A 13,567-nucleotide genomic window follows, 5' to 3' on the forward strand; every position below is an offset into this window, starting at 1 on the left:
AGTAGCGTGACATTCGAGACGTCCCGCACGTGCAGTTTTCCCGTGGCGTCTCCACCGCCGTTTCCAATCCAGAAAGGTACTCAGGTCGGTCGTTTAGTGCCGTCAGACCTTAATGGACGCCCTGCCAACGCTCGGGATGTCACCCCTCTGCCCGGACAGGCTGCACGCTCCCGACCGCCGCGAATGACTGAGCTCGTGCCTCCCGTGCGACCGGAACGGGCGGATTATGCGCGCAGGTTGAGGGGGCGGGGATAAGTTTGACGATTTATCGTCATCCCGCCCCCCGCCTGCGCGGGGGTGAACTCCAGTCAGGACCTCGATAGACCGGGCTCCGCGCTTGTCACGTCGAGGTCCTGACTTTCGTCGGGATGACGTGGGATAATTGGCGAGGGCGGGGATAGGTCGCCATACCGGCACCTGTCGCGCCCGTCATCATCACCATCTCCGGCCGCTTCGCGGCCACCTCTTCCATCAAGGAAGAGGAGGGTGCCCGATCTGGTTGGGAGGTGAATCAATAGACGCACGCAAATCAGGTCCACCTGCCAGCCCCTGCGCAACGCCCTCCTCTTCCTTGATGGAAGAGGTGTCGCCGAAGGCGACGGAGATGGTGAGGGCCTCGCGCTTCCGTTCCCGGGCGGCCTCCCCGGCAGGCCTCAGGCCTCGCCGCCCTCTTCCTCGGCTTTTGAACCCACATCTTCCGGCGGATCGATGGTGACCTGCCGGTCCTTCAGCGAGATATGGGGCACGTAGGCCAGGGTGAAGGGGAGATACCAGTCGCCGGTGCGGCCGGGCGTGCCGGTGATTTCCAGCAGATCGCCGGAACCGAAATCATGCACGGCCTTGAGCTTGCCCATGGCTGCGCCATCGAGGCCCTGGACAGCCAGGCCGATCAGGTCGGAATGGTAGTATTCTTCCTCGGCTAGCTCGGGCAGGGCCGAGCGCGGGACGAAGAGCTGGGTGCCGCGCAGCGCCGCTGCGTCTTCGCGGCTCAATTCCTGCTCGAAGGCAACGACCCAGCCATCCTTGACCGGGCGCCAGCGTTTGGCGCGCAGGATTTCCTTGCCGGCCGCGTCGAGGAAGGGGCCATAGCTGAAGGCCGCTTCCGGATCGCCGGTAAAACTCTTGACCTTGCACTCGCCGCGAACGCCGTGCGCCGCCGCGATGGCTGCGACAAAGACGAGATCGGCGGCGGGTTTTGCGGTCATGATTCTGGTCTTTCAAGCCGCCACGCCAAGCCCCGCCCGGCACGAGGCCGGGCGGGGAGGCGAAGGACGGTCTGCAATGCGAACGGGCAAAAGGCCTATTCGGATTTTTCTTCGGCAGCAGCTTCAGCGGCAGGCGCTTCAGCTTCGGCAGCCGGTGCTTCTTCAGCTGGTGCTTCTTCAACCGGTGCTTCCTTGGCGGCCTTGGAGGCAGCCTTGGCTTCAGCGATCGCGGTCTTGCGGGCTTCTTCCTTCTCGGCCTTTTCGGTCGCGAGTTCCTTGGCTTTCTGGCCTGGCTCACCCTTTTTCAGGTTGGAACCGGCTTTCCAGGCCCAGGCGCTGGCATCAGCGTCATGGATGAAACGGCCAACGCGATCGGTTGGCTGTGCGCCCTTGGCGATCCAGGCCTTGGCCTTTTCCAGATCGAGCACGACGCGCTGGGCGTCTTTCGGCAGCATCGGGTTGTAGGAGCCGATCCGTTCGATGAAACGGCCATCGCGCGGGGCGCGGGCGTCGGCAACGACGATACGGTAATAAGGGCGCTTCTTGGTGCCACCACGGGTCAGTCGGATTTTAAGAGACATTACATTGGTCCTTCGGGTTCATGTCTGGTGAAAAACTTGGGGCTATTTCTTCGGCAAGCCGATTGGCAGGCCATCGGGTCCGAGCGGGGTGCCGCCCAGGCCGGGCAGGCCGGACGGCGAAGCGGGTTTGGGCGATCCAAGGCCGGGAAAATCCTTCGGGATCTGGCCGAGCGAGGGTTGCTGGCCGCCCATCGGGCCGCCCATGCCCTTGGGCATGCCGCCGCCCATACCGCCCATCATGCCGGCCAGGCCGCCGCGGCCACCCTTGGAGGCCTTTTTCATCATGTCGGCCATTTGCCGGTGCATCTTGATCAGCTTGTTGACGTCGGCGACATCGACACCGGAACCCGCCGCGATGCGTTTCTTGCGGCTGGCTTTCAGAATTTCAGGCTTGGCGCGCTCGGCCTTGGTCATCGACAGGATGATGGCTTCCTGACGGGTCAGCATCTTGTCATCCATGCCCGAGGCCGCGGCCTGGGCCTTGGCCGCCTTGTTCATGCCCGGCAGCATGCCCATGATCGAGCCGAGCCCGCCCATTTTCTTGAGCTGGCTGAATTGTTCGCGCAGATCGTCGAGGTCGAACTTGCCCTTGGCCATCTTCCTGGCCATGCGTTCGGCTTGCGCCTGGTCGATATCCTGGCTGGCCTTTTCGACCAGCGAGACGATGTCGCCGCGGCCCAGAATGCGGCCGGCGACGCGGCGGGCATCGAAGGCGTCGAGACCGTCGGGCTTTTCGGACACGCCGAGGAATTTGATCGGCAGGCCGGTGACATGGCGCATCGACAGCGCTGCGCCGCCGCGGCCATCACCGTCCATGCGGGTCAGCACCAGACCCGTCAGGGGCAGGCGTTCATGGAATTTCGCGGCCGTATTGACGGCATCCTGGCCGGTCAGCGCATCGGCGACCAGCAGGGTTTCGTGCGGATGGGCGATATCGGCAATGGCTTTCGCCTCACCCATCATCTCCTCATCGATCGAGGTGCGGCCGGCGGTGTCGAGAATGACGACGTCGAAGCCCTGAAGACGGCCGGCGCTCATGGCGCGCTTGGCGATGTCGACGGCTTTCTGGCCCGGCACGATCGGCAGGAAGGCGACGTCGATCTGGATCGCGAGCTGCTGCAATTGCTCCATCGCGGCGGGACGACGCGTATCGAGCGAGGCGAGCAGGACCTTCTTCTTGTGCTGTTCTGTGATGCGCTTGGCGAGCTTGGCTGCCGTCGTGGTTTTACCCGAGCCCTGAAGACCGGCCATCAGAATGGCGATCGGCGGCTCACCCTCGAGATAGAGGCCTTCCGGGGCGCCATCACCGCCAAGCAGGTCGACCAGGGCGTCATGGACGATCTTGACGACTTGCTGACCCGGCGCGACGGCGCGGATGACATCCTCGCCAATGGCGCGTTCGCGGATCTGTTTGGTGACGGATTTAACGACCGGCAGGGCGACATCGGCTTCCAGCAGGGCGACGCGAATTTCGCGCAGGGCCGCATCGACATCCTTCTCCGACAGCGCGCCGCGCCCGGTGAGTGTGTCGAATATACCGCCAAGCCTGTCTGTCAGTGTATCGAACATGCGTTCGGGATCCTGCCTGTTTCCAACATTTCCGCGCCACAAGCGCAAAGCATCGCGACCCCGCTGAGCGAAAACTTCGCCGGGCGGGGATCTCGCCTGCCTCCCCCGGATCCCGGTTAACCGGGGCGGATGTGCAGGTAAGACAAGCGGTAAGGCTTGCGTGATAAGTGGCGGCATTTACGCGCGGGCGGGCGCAGAGTCAAGCTGCGTGAGGGGAAAGGCGGGCCATGCCCTCCTAGCGGTCGGCATTCTCGCCGACAAACTCATTGCTCGCGGTGATCATCGGAGCCGGCGGCGTATCCGCGAACAGGTTACGGGCGCGCGGGTCGGGTGCGGCAGCGAGAACGGCGCCATAAACAGAGGCCAGCATCACGCCGACGGTCAGCCACAGCATGGCCGATTTGATCAATGATCCGTTGTGTTTTGCTGTCCTGCTCATACCGGTCCCCACGACATATCGGCTGATCGAATTCGAACCTGAGTCCGTTAATGAATGATAATGGCCCCAAATTGGCTGAAACTTTGTCCCCAAAAAGGTTCAAATTGGACCTTTCGCCACATTTATTGACGCGCTCGCGGGCGACTTCATAGGGCGATTGGCCCGATCGGGGCGTGATCCTGGACACGCTGGACGCCTGCCGGTTCCGGGCGGGTCAGCCCGAGCGGGCCTGCCCGGTCGCATCGGCAGGGGCCGGGCGCAGCCTTCTGAGCAATTCCGGCCAGCGCCAGACAAACCACAGGCCGGTCCAGACATTGCCGAGCACGAAAACCGGCAGGATCCAGAACAGGGCCGGCAGCCAGCGCCGTTCTGTCGCGCCGATCACCAGCGCGCTCAGGACAAAGCCGAAATAGAGGTCGGTGAGTGTGACGACGCCCCAGGGCTGGCCGGTCAACCAGGCGCCGGCGGCACCGAAATCCCCAGCCCTGACCGCCCAGATGATCAGGGCGGTCAGAACCAGCGTTGGGACAAGCAGGAGCAGGCGCGAGATTGAGGGCAAACGACTTCTCCTGCCTTGGGACGCAGAAGGGATACGCTGCCGGTTTCAGGGCGGATCACCGGAAGGTCGATTTTTCTGGCCGTTCGTGTTGCGCGCTAGATGCCGCCATGACGCGGCTCGCATTGGTCAACGGGAGCACGGTGCTGCTGCGGGAAGCGGGCAGTCCAGCAATCCTCGAGCACCGAGCAATAGCAGATTTCCAGTTCCAGACCGTGGCGTGCACGATTGAATGCCTCCCAGACCGCAAGGCTCTCCGGGTCCTCCGGCTGGGTCATGGTCGCAAATACCACGCGCTGCTGCGGCGCGAAGACGCGGCCGCCAACCACATCCGTGAGCAGATTGAGACGGCCGGTCCGGAACAGGTCACGGATATGGAGCTCGCGCTCGTCCGGGGTCAGGCCTTCGGGGGCGCAGCATTGTGCGATAAAGCGGTCAGGTGCGATGACCGGCTCGCCCTGGTAGGACATTGCCAGATAGTGCACCTGGGCGGGTCCGAGCCCGTTATTGCGCACGTCCAGTTCTATCCGGTTGTCCTGGTGCACGGCGGAGAAATTGCCGGTCGTATAGTCCATGATCGGCATGACGCTGGCCGCCAGAGTCTGATCCATGACCCGGCTCTGATAGACGGCCACGAAAAGCGAGGCGACCGAGATGATGACGACGCTGACGGCGATGACGATTTCGACAAGGCGGTAGCGGGCAATCATCGCGGGTTCCTTGGGTGGATCAGACCTTGGCAGGGGCGCGGAAGACGTCCTCGTCGAGTTCACCTTCCCATTTGGCGACAGCCGTGGCGACGGCGGCATCGCCGGTGACGTTCACCGCCGTGCGGGCCATGTCCATGATCCGGTCGACCGGCAGGATGAAGCCGACAATGATGGCAATATGTTCGGGCGAGACGTCGAAGGTCTGCAGCACGATGGCCAGCAGGAAGAGCGAGGCCGAGGGAATGCCGGCCGCCCCGATCGAGACGACGGCCGCGGTGACCGCGATCATGACGTAATTCATGAAGGTCAGATCATAACCGAAGGCCTGGGCGGTGAAGAGCGCCAGAATACCGAGATAGAGCGCGGTGCCGTCCATATTGATGGTGGCGCCGAGCGGCAGCACCGAACCGGCGACCGATTTTTTGATCCCCAGATTGTCTTCTGCCGCAGCGATCGTGACCGGCAGTGTTGCCGAGGACGAAGCGGTCGAAAACGCGACGGCAATCGGATCGGTCAGGCCGCGGAAGAAGCGGGCCAGCGGCAGATTGAGCACCACCCGGATCAGGATGCCATAGGTGATCAGCGCATGGGTGATCAGGCCGAGATAGACGGCGATAATCAGGATCAGAACGGACTGCAGTGATTCCAGTCCCTGGCTGGCAGCGGTGTAGGAGACCAGGGCGAAAACACCATAGGGCGCCACTTCCATTACGTAATGAGTGATTTTCAGCACGACCTCGGCAGCGGAATTAAACAGGTCGCCCACCGGCTTGCCCGATTTTCCGGTCGCCAGAATGGCGACACCGACGAAGATGGAGAAGAAGATGATCGCCAGGACATTACCGTCCGCGAGCGCCGCGATCGGGTTGGTCGGGATGATCTCCAGCAAGCGGTCGATGATGGATGGCGCATCGGTCGAGACTGGTACGGGGACGACATCGCCGAGATTGGCACCGCGGCCGGGCTGGAAGATTGTGCCGAACGTCAGGCCGATAATATTGGCGAACAGGGTGGTGACGAGATAGAGGCCGATCGTTTTCAGCCCGAGCGTGCCGAGCTTGGATGGCTTGCCCATCGCAATCACACCGGAGACCAGCGTGGTGAAGATGAGCGGGACGATCAGCATCTGGATCAACCGGATGAAGGCGGTGCCGACCGGGTGAACCCAGGTGGAGATCCACTGGGTGGCGGATTCCTGCCCCATGAGTTGCGACGCCGCCAGTCCGAAGGCGACGCCCGCGAACAGAGCAAGCAGAACACGCTGCCAGAGTTTGATCCCGAACCACCAGCCCATGAAATACCCTCCCCGTGGCGCGTCAGCAGACGTCGCCGGACTTTCCTTGATCGCACACTAGTGTCTGTGACGGATCGGTCAATTGTCTGAGGTAGACGGGGCGGCTGGAGCCGGGATGCGCGGCACGCTGGCGGGCGCGCTCAGCGGCCGATCAGTTGCGCTCGAAGCCGAGTGTCAGTTTCGACAGGATACGGTGGGCCGAATAGATCAGCCCGATACCGCCCAGCAGATTGGCCAGTGCAGCGAGGTCGCCGCTCAGCAGGACTTGCCCGCTTGCCACCAGTGCCACGGAGACAGCCAGCGGGACGCAAAGGCAGGTCCAGGACAGGTCAGCGAAATGCCGCGCACGCGAAATCGTCCGATTGGAAAACCACGTCCGGCCCCCCCGGAGCGCATGGCTTTCCGGATTGGTACGTTTGGGCAGGTGGTCGAGGGTATGATCAATCATGGACATAAGCTCATTATACGGAGCTTATAGGGAATTGCAAGGCCTGTGGAAAACTCACAAAAAGCGTACTGCTGCCGGGGGTTTTCGTGAGTTTTCTACAGTATATCGAATTGTGGCGAAGGTGTTAAAAATGCCTAAACGGCACTTTCCGCAGCCAAAACCTGGGCCACAGCATTAACCACAGCAGCAATGCGGACGGCCGCCTGGATCTGCACACTCGTCAGACCGTGCTTGCGCAGTTCCGCCTCATGGCTGTCGATGCACAGACCGCAACCATTCACGGCGGAGACGGCCAGCGACCACAGTTCGAAATCGGCCTTGTCGACGCCCGGATTGGCCAGCAGGTTCATCCGCAGGCGCGCGGGCAAGGTGCCGTATTCCTTGTTCTTGGACAGGTGGATGAAGCGGTAATACACATTATTCATCCCCATGATCGCAGCGGCCGCCTTGGCGGCATTGGCTGCGTCCGGGTCCATCTTGCCTTCGACCTCGGCGCGGATCGCGCGCAGGACGGTCGGCTCACCGACGGCATAGGCCGTCGCGAGGAAGCTGCCCCACTTCTTCTGATCGTCGAGATCGGTTTCGCGGGCGAGTGAGGAGAGGTTGAGTTTCAGATCCTTGGCGTAATCGGGCAAGGCGTTCTTGAGGTCTTCGAGGCTCATCATGATCTCCAAAGCGAATAAGTCTTAATTGCAAAGACGGGGTCTGAAAAAACCCCGGTCTCGCCGCTCGGTGTGACGAGACCGGGGTTTCACAGGCGGCGCTCCGGGGGGAAGAGGCGCTGCCTGAGTGTCAGATTAAAGCGTGTCGCCGCCGACGGGACGGTTGCACGGGCAAAGCTCGTCGGTCTGCAACGCGTCGAGAACACGCAGCGTGTCTTCCGGATTGCGGCCAACATTGAGATTGGTGACATAGACGTGCTGGATGACATTGTCCGGATCGACCACAAAGGTGGCGCGATAGGCGACACCGGCGTCCGAGCGGATGCCGAGCGAATCGATCAGGGACCCGGTCGTGTCGGCAAACTGCCACATCGGCAGCTTGTCGAGATCAGGATGCTCGCGGCGCCAGGCCAGCTTGCAGAATTCATTGTCGGAGGAACCGCCCATCAGCACGGCGTCGCGATCTTCGAAATCGCCATTGAGTTTGGCAAAGGCGACGATTTCGGTCGGGCAGACGAAGGTGAAATCCTTGGGGTAGAAGAAGATCACTTTCCACTTACCGGCAAAGCTCTCCTGGGTGATGCTCTCAAAGGCCGACTCGCCGTTTTCTTCATGCGCGTTGAAACCGGGCTTCACGCCAGTGATTTCGAAATCCGGAAGTTTTTCGCCAATGCCCAACATGTAAATCTCCAATTGTTTCCGCCGGTCATAAGCGCCGGCGTCAGATAGCCCGGTCCTAATGCCCTTGACGCAGACATAAGCCCAATGGATTATCTCTTGCTGATCCATAGGTAATTTCAATACATGTCCCAGCTTCCCACCTTGCGCCAACTTCAATTCCTGCTGGCCCTCGCCGAGCACGGCAGTTTTTCACGTGCTGCCGACGCGGTGTTCGTCACCCAGCCGACGCTGAGCGCGGCGATCAAGGAGCTCGAGGCGATTCTGGGGGTGGTGCTGGTGGAACGCGGCGCGCGCGGCGCCACACTGACACCGGCCGGCGAGGCGGCTCTGACACGGGCGCGCCGGGTGATGACCGAGGCCGAGGATCTGGTGATTGCGGCCCAGGCCGCGGGCGAGCCCCTGTGCGGGCCGCTCAGGCTTGGCGTCATCCCGACCATCGCCCCCTTCCTCCTGCCCCGCGTCCTGCCAACGGTGCGGGAGCAATTTCCCAAGCTCAAACTCTATCTGCGTGAAGATCTGACCCAGCGCCTTTACGATGCCCTGCTCGAGCGCCGGCTCGATGCGGCGCTGGTGGCGCTACCCTTCGAGGCGCCGATGATCGAGACCCATGTGCTCGGGGCCGATGAATTCCTGTTCTGCTGTGAGCCCGCGCATCCTCTGGCGCAAAAACCGAGCCTGAAATCCTCTGACCTGGCCGGCGAACCCCTGCTCCTGCTCGAGGACGGGCATTGCCTGCGCGATCATGCGCTGGCGGCCTGCTCGGCCGGCATGGTGCGCTCTGACTTCGCCGCCACCAGCCTGCACACGCTGGTGCAGATGGTTAAAGCCGGGCTTGGCGCCACGTTATTGCCGCGCATGGCCGTTGCGGCGGGTCTGGTGGATCGGCTGGATCTGACGGTGCGGCCCTTCGATCCGCCCGTGGTGGGACGCGAGATCGGCATTGCCTGGCGCCGCGGCTCGGCCCGGGCCGAGGAAGCGCGCCAGCTGGGCGAGGTGATTCAGGGACTGTTGACGCCGCCGCAATAGGCGCGCGGTCAGCTTCAGGCGTTGTGGATGATCGCCTGCAAAGTGGTGGGTTGAAGCAGATCGAGCTTGTTGACCGGGCCGACGAGCTCGAAACGATAATCGCCCTTCTTGATGCCGGAATCGTGCGCCGTCATCAGCACCACACGCCCCTCATATCCCGCCGAGGCGAGCATGGGCAGGGTTTCGCGATACTCGTCATGGGGCGGGATCCGACGGTCGAGAAACACCAGATCATATTGTTGAGGGCTCGATTCGATGAAATCGCGTACCGTGGTATGGCCCTCGAACTGGAGCGTGTCGTCGAAGCTGGTCGATAGCTCACGCAACAGCATGAGTTCAATCGGGTCATCATCGACGACGGCAATACGCATGATCTCTCCGGACCCATTGGACTGGTGGAGAGCGTGTACTGGTCAGCCTTGCCCGCTCAGGCAATGCATAAATTATAGCGTTAACGCGGCGCCGGACCGGTCTGTGGCGCTTCGGCGCCGCGTTAATGCCTAGAAGAGTTCGAGAACCTGTTCCGGCGGACGACCGATCATCGCGCGCTTGCCGTGGATCACGACCGGGCGCTCGATCAGTTTGGGGTGGGTCGACATCGCCTTGATGATAGCGGCTTCGTCCTCACTCGCCTTGAGGCTGAGATCGCGATAGTCGGGCTCATTCTTGCGCAGCCATTCATGGGCCGAGGTGAAGCCGAGCATTTTCATCACCTCCTTCAGCTCTGCCACGCTTGGCTTGTCTTCCATGTAATTACGGATGGTCAGTGTGCCGCCGCGGGCTTCAAGCAGTGCCAGTGTCTGGCGGGATTTGGAGCACCGCGGATTGTGCCAGATGGTCGTCGAATCGGTCATATGAATTTCCTCAGTTCCGCCAATGAAAGCCGTTCCGGCCTCATTTGTAAAAGTCCAAACCTGCAATTGGTTGCGTTTGCTATAATCTCAAGGGTCGTTGCCGCTGCCCGCCGAGAGCAGGGCGCGCGCCGCATCGAGATGCAGGCGTTCGACCATATCGCCATCGAGATTGATCACGCCCTTGCCGGCATTGGCCGGGTCGGTGAAGGCCGCGACAATCCGGGCCGCCCGTTCAAGCTCGGCCGGGTCGGGCTGAAAGCAGTCATGGGTGGGCTCGACCTGGTCGGGGTGGATCAGTGTCTTGCCGTCAAAGCCAAGCGCGCGGCCTTGACGGGCTTCGCGCCGGAAACCCTCATGATCGCGGAACTGGTTGTAGACGCCGTCCAGCGCGTACAGGCCATTGGCGCGGGCGGCGCACAGGATTTGGGCCAGGTGCGGCAGCAGCGCCATTCGGTCCTGGTCGGACGCACAGCGCAGCGCCAGCGCCAAATCGTTGACGCCGGCCATCAGCCCGCCAAGTCCGGTACCGGTTGCGCCGGCAATGGCGGCGGACTGGAGCACACCGCGCGGTGTCTCGATCATCGCCCAGAGCGGCACGGACGAACCATAGGCGTTGAGTGTCGAGCGCGCCGCATGCAGATCACCGACCTGTTCGACCTTGGGCAGGATGACCGCTTCGGCCTGGCTGGCCGCACGCAGGTCGGCCGCGCCCCAGGCGGTGTCGGCGCCATTGACCCGCACGGCGCGCAGCGACCCGGACGATTGCCAGAGTGAGAGCGTCCCGGCGATGATCTCGCGGGCTGCGTCCTTGTCGTCAGGGCCGACGGCATCCTCCAGATCGAGGACCAGCATATCGGCGCCCAGATGCGCCGCCTTTTCGATTGCGCGCGCATTATTGGCGGGAACAAACAGGGCGGATCGGATCAGGCGCTTCATCTCGGACTTTCGAATGTCTGGGAAAGGGATATAGCATGGAGCCATGCCGATGGCCCTCCTTCTTTCCAGCCATGTTGCCGCCTCCATGGTGGGTGGCAGCATGTCCCGGGCGGTGTTCAACCTGTTCGGGATCGACACCATGCTGGTGCCGACCGTGAATTATGGCCGTCATCCCGGCTGGGGCCCGCCCGGCGGCGGCAAGACCGAAGCTGAAGCCTTCAGCTCGATGATCGATGCCATTGGCGAACAGGGCATGTTCTCGCTCACTGATATCGTGCTGACAGGCTATTTCGGCGATGCCGGCCAGGTGTCCATCGCTGCTGACACGATTGACCGCGTGCGGCGCGCCGGGCGCCAGCATGACGGTGCCCGCGCCTTCGCCGATCATGTGTCGGTCGTGGTCGATCCGGTCCTCGGTGACGCCCCCGGCGGGCTGTATGTCGATCCGTCCGTCGCCGCCGCGATCCGGGACCAGCTGGTCAGCCGCGCCGATCTGGTCACGCCCAATCTGTTTGAACTGGGCTATCTGACGGGACGCAGCCTGACCGACCTGGCCTCCATGGTGCGGGCGGCGCGCGCGCTGGAGCGGCCGGTCCTGGTGTCCTCCCTGCCCCGGCATGGCCAGATCGGCGTTATGTATGTCGATTCCCGTGAGGCCTGGATCGTGACCCATGATCGCAGCCCGGACGCCCCGAAAGGCACGGGCGATCTGCTGACCGCCGCCTTTGCGACGTCCATGCTGCGCGGGGCCAGTGCCCGCGAAGCCCTGGAATTCGCGACCGCCGCCACGGTCAGCGTGGTGATGCGGGCCAATCAGTGGAATAGCCCGGAAATGCCGGTGGTGGCGGCGGCGAGTGTGTTGCAAAAACCGCTGATCACCTTCCAGGCGCAGCCCATATAGGGGCAGGCCGCTTGCCTGCCAGACCCGGAACACGTTAGCCCGAAAGCCATCATGACCGACACATTTCCAGAGATAACGGGCCATATCGCCCCCGGTTTCGAACCGGTCGCCGAAGCTTTTCTGGCCAATTGGGCCGACCAGGATGAGCTGGGCGCCGGTTTTGCGGTGCGCCTCGGCGGTGAGCTGGTGGTCGATATCCATGCCGGCTGGGCCGATCGCAAGAAAACCCGCGCCTGGCAGGCCGATACGCTGGTGCCGGTCTATTCAACCGGCAAGGCCGTCGCCGCGCTGGTGATTGCGCGCCTGGTCGATCGCGGCCTGCTTGATTACGACGCGCCGGTCGCTGATTTCTGGCCGGAATTCGCTGCCAGTGGAAAATCTTCCATCACTGTTGCCCAGGCGCTGTCACACCAGGCGGGCCTGTCGGGCCTGTCGGAAGAAATGGATGCGGCGGACTGGTTCAATGCCAAGCTGATCGAGACCAAGCTCGCCCGCCAGACCCCGCTGTGGGAAATCGGCACCGGCTCGGGCTATCATCCGGTCACCTTTGGCTTCATCGTCGACGCCCTGGCGCGGCGCACTGACGGGCGCTCGATTGGCGCCATCCTGCGCGAGGATATTTGCGGGCCGGGCGGGATTGATTTCCATATCGGCCTGCCGGAAAGCGAACATGGCCGCGTCGCCGAACACGCCATGCCGCGGCAATTGCCCGACCTGGGCGTGGTCACGCCGGCGCGCGAACTGGCTTTTCTCAAGCCCTGGTCCTCCCCGGGCCGCCGCGGCGCATCGGAATGGCGCATGCATGAATTCCCCGCCGCCAATGCGCATGCCAATGCGCGCGCCTTGGTGCGCTTGATGAGTGTCTATGCCGATGGCGGCAAGCTGGAGAACAAGCGCTTCATTTCCGGCGAGACGCTGGAGGCGCTGGTGCGCGAGCGAGTCTGCGGGCCGGACAAGGTTTTGCCCTTCGACCTGTCCTGGGGGGCTGGCGTGATGCGCAACACCCATACCCCATTCTATGGTCCGGAACCGGCCTCGATCGGCCATTCCGGCTGGGGCGGATCCTGCGCCATGGCTGACCCGGTACGCGGGATGAGCGCCGCCTATGTCATGAACCGGCAACAGCACCATCTCGCCGGCGATCCACGCCCGACGCGCCTGATCGAGGCCTTGTACGGCTGTCTATAGCGGCGCTTGCGCCAGCCAGCTTGCCGCCTGCCTGCGGGTCACGAAAACGCCAATCTCGACCGGCCAGTGATCGGGGCTATTCATGGCCGCCCAGAGCTCTGCGATAACCCGTTTGAGGTCGTCCGGGCAGACGAAGGCCGTGCGCGGCCGTGCGCCGGTACGATTGGCCTGGTTCCAGGGCCGCATGAAGGCCTGCAATTCCTCCATCGTCGCCAGCGTGAATGACTCCAGACCGGGGGCATCGCCGATCAGGATCATGATATCGAAGCCCGGGTCCCAGTCTGCGTGATCGCCGAGTTCGCCAAACGCCTGCATGAGGCAGGGAATGGTCGCGGCGCCAAAGACGTCGATCAGGGCGATCTGCTTGGCGGGGTCGACGAGAATGTCACAGGTTTTCGGAGCCATGAGTGCCACCATCCAATGATTGATTGCTTAAGGCAACTTTTTCCCGGACGCGCTGCAGCGGGGCATTCGCGAGTCCTTCCCGACGTCAGCTCCCGTGCGAGTCACTTGCGCC

General features: G+C 62.9%; 17 protein-coding genes. 3 read left to right on the top strand and 14 right to left on the bottom strand.

Going from position 1 to position 13,567, the window contains the following annotated elements; translation table 11 throughout:
* Positions 1–653 precede the first annotated feature (653 nt).
* The 10 genes from rimM to BLT42_RS00045 form a co-directional block, all read right to left on the bottom strand.
* Positions 654–1,205 (bottom strand): ribosome maturation factor RimM, encoded by a 552-nt coding sequence (gene rimM, locus BLT42_RS00005; RefSeq protein ID WP_091764929.1) that lies wholly within the window; start codon positions 1,203–1,205, stop codon positions 654–656.
* A 95-nt stretch (positions 1,206–1,300) separates the two neighbouring features.
* On the bottom strand, positions 1,301–1,786 hold the full coding sequence (gene rpsP, locus BLT42_RS15310; protein ID WP_091764930.1) for a 30S ribosomal protein S16: 486 nt from the start codon (positions 1,784–1,786) through the stop codon (positions 1,301–1,303).
* Positions 1,787–1,828: 42 nt separating this feature from the next.
* On the bottom strand, positions 1,829–3,355 hold the full coding sequence (gene ffh, locus BLT42_RS00015) for a signal recognition particle protein (protein WP_091764932.1): 1,527 nt from the start codon (positions 3,353–3,355) through the stop codon (positions 1,829–1,831).
* Between the two features lie 235 nt (positions 3,356–3,590).
* Positions 3,591–3,749: a hypothetical protein gene (locus BLT42_RS14905; protein WP_233342220.1), complete on the bottom strand. Its 159-nt coding sequence runs from the start codon at positions 3,747–3,749 to the stop codon at positions 3,591–3,593.
* 259 nt (positions 3,750–4,008) lie between these two features.
* On the bottom strand, positions 4,009–4,353 hold the full coding sequence (locus BLT42_RS00020; protein ID WP_233342221.1) for a hypothetical protein: 345 nt from the start codon (positions 4,351–4,353) through the stop codon (positions 4,009–4,011).
* Positions 4,354–4,448: 95 nt separating this feature from the next.
* Positions 4,449–5,060, bottom strand: a complete 612-nt coding sequence (locus BLT42_RS00025) for a hypothetical protein (protein ID WP_091764933.1) — start codon at positions 5,058–5,060, stop codon at positions 4,449–4,451.
* A 19-nt stretch (positions 5,061–5,079) separates the two neighbouring features.
* Positions 5,080–6,354: a dicarboxylate/amino acid:cation symporter gene (locus BLT42_RS00030; RefSeq protein ID WP_091764934.1), complete on the bottom strand. Its 1,275-nt coding sequence runs from the start codon at positions 6,352–6,354 to the stop codon at positions 5,080–5,082.
* A 151-nt stretch (positions 6,355–6,505) separates the two neighbouring features.
* Positions 6,506–6,802: a hypothetical protein gene (locus BLT42_RS00035; RefSeq protein WP_143023971.1), complete on the bottom strand. Its 297-nt coding sequence runs from the start codon at positions 6,800–6,802 to the stop codon at positions 6,506–6,508.
* Between the two features lie 134 nt (positions 6,803–6,936).
* Complete coding sequence (locus BLT42_RS00040; RefSeq protein ID WP_091765805.1) at positions 6,937–7,464, bottom strand: carboxymuconolactone decarboxylase family protein; 528 nt, start codon at positions 7,462–7,464, stop codon at positions 6,937–6,939.
* A gap of 135 nt (positions 7,465–7,599) precedes the next feature.
* Complete coding sequence (locus BLT42_RS00045) at positions 7,600–8,145, bottom strand: peroxiredoxin (RefSeq protein ID WP_091764937.1); 546 nt, start codon at positions 8,143–8,145, stop codon at positions 7,600–7,602.
* Between the two features lie 123 nt (positions 8,146–8,268).
* Here BLT42_RS00045 and BLT42_RS00050 point away from each other — a divergent pair, with 123 nt between their 5' ends.
* Entirely contained in the window at positions 8,269–9,171 is a 903-nt protein-coding gene (locus BLT42_RS00050) for a hydrogen peroxide-inducible genes activator (RefSeq protein WP_091764939.1), read from the top strand.
* A gap of 14 nt (positions 9,172–9,185) precedes the next feature.
* Here BLT42_RS00050 and BLT42_RS00055 read toward each other — a convergent pair whose 3' ends face one another.
* The 3 genes from BLT42_RS00055 to BLT42_RS00065 form a co-directional block, all read right to left on the bottom strand.
* Positions 9,186–9,542 (bottom strand): DNA-binding transcriptional response regulator, encoded by a 357-nt coding sequence (locus BLT42_RS00055; RefSeq protein ID WP_091764941.1) that lies wholly within the window; start codon positions 9,540–9,542, stop codon positions 9,186–9,188.
* Between the two features lie 129 nt (positions 9,543–9,671).
* The gene (arsC, locus tag BLT42_RS00060) at positions 9,672–10,025 is read right to left on the bottom strand and encodes an arsenate reductase (glutaredoxin) (protein WP_091764943.1); all 354 of its coding nucleotides are present in this window, start codon (positions 10,023–10,025) and stop codon (positions 9,672–9,674) included.
* 87 nt (positions 10,026–10,112) lie between these two features.
* On the bottom strand, positions 10,113–10,961 hold the full coding sequence (locus BLT42_RS00065; protein WP_091764944.1) for an HpcH/HpaI aldolase/citrate lyase family protein: 849 nt from the start codon (positions 10,959–10,961) through the stop codon (positions 10,113–10,115).
* A 49-nt stretch (positions 10,962–11,010) separates the two neighbouring features.
* Here BLT42_RS00065 and BLT42_RS00070 point away from each other — a divergent pair, with 49 nt between their 5' ends.
* Together BLT42_RS00070 and BLT42_RS00075 are read left to right on the top strand one after the other, a co-directional pair.
* Positions 11,011–11,862 carry a PfkB family carbohydrate kinase gene (locus BLT42_RS00070; protein ID WP_176780170.1) on the top strand — a complete coding sequence of 284 codons (852 nt, stop codon included), beginning with the start codon at positions 11,011–11,013 and terminating at the stop codon, positions 11,860–11,862.
* Positions 11,863–11,913: 51 nt separating this feature from the next.
* Complete coding sequence (locus BLT42_RS00075; RefSeq protein WP_176780171.1) at positions 11,914–13,050, top strand: serine hydrolase domain-containing protein; 1,137 nt, start codon at positions 11,914–11,916, stop codon at positions 13,048–13,050.
* Here BLT42_RS00075 and BLT42_RS00080 read toward each other — a convergent pair.
* The gene (locus tag BLT42_RS00080; RefSeq protein WP_143023972.1) at positions 13,045–13,455 is read right to left on the bottom strand and encodes a hypothetical protein; all 411 of its coding nucleotides are present in this window, start codon (positions 13,453–13,455) and stop codon (positions 13,045–13,047) included. The two genes, BLT42_RS00075 and BLT42_RS00080, sit on opposite strands and share 6 nt — an antisense overlap.
* Positions 13,456–13,567 lie beyond the last annotated feature (112 nt).

Source organism: Maricaulis salignorans (assembly GCF_900103475.1).
Taxonomy (GTDB): domain Bacteria; phylum Pseudomonadota; class Alphaproteobacteria; order Caulobacterales; family Maricaulaceae; genus Maricaulis; species Maricaulis salignorans.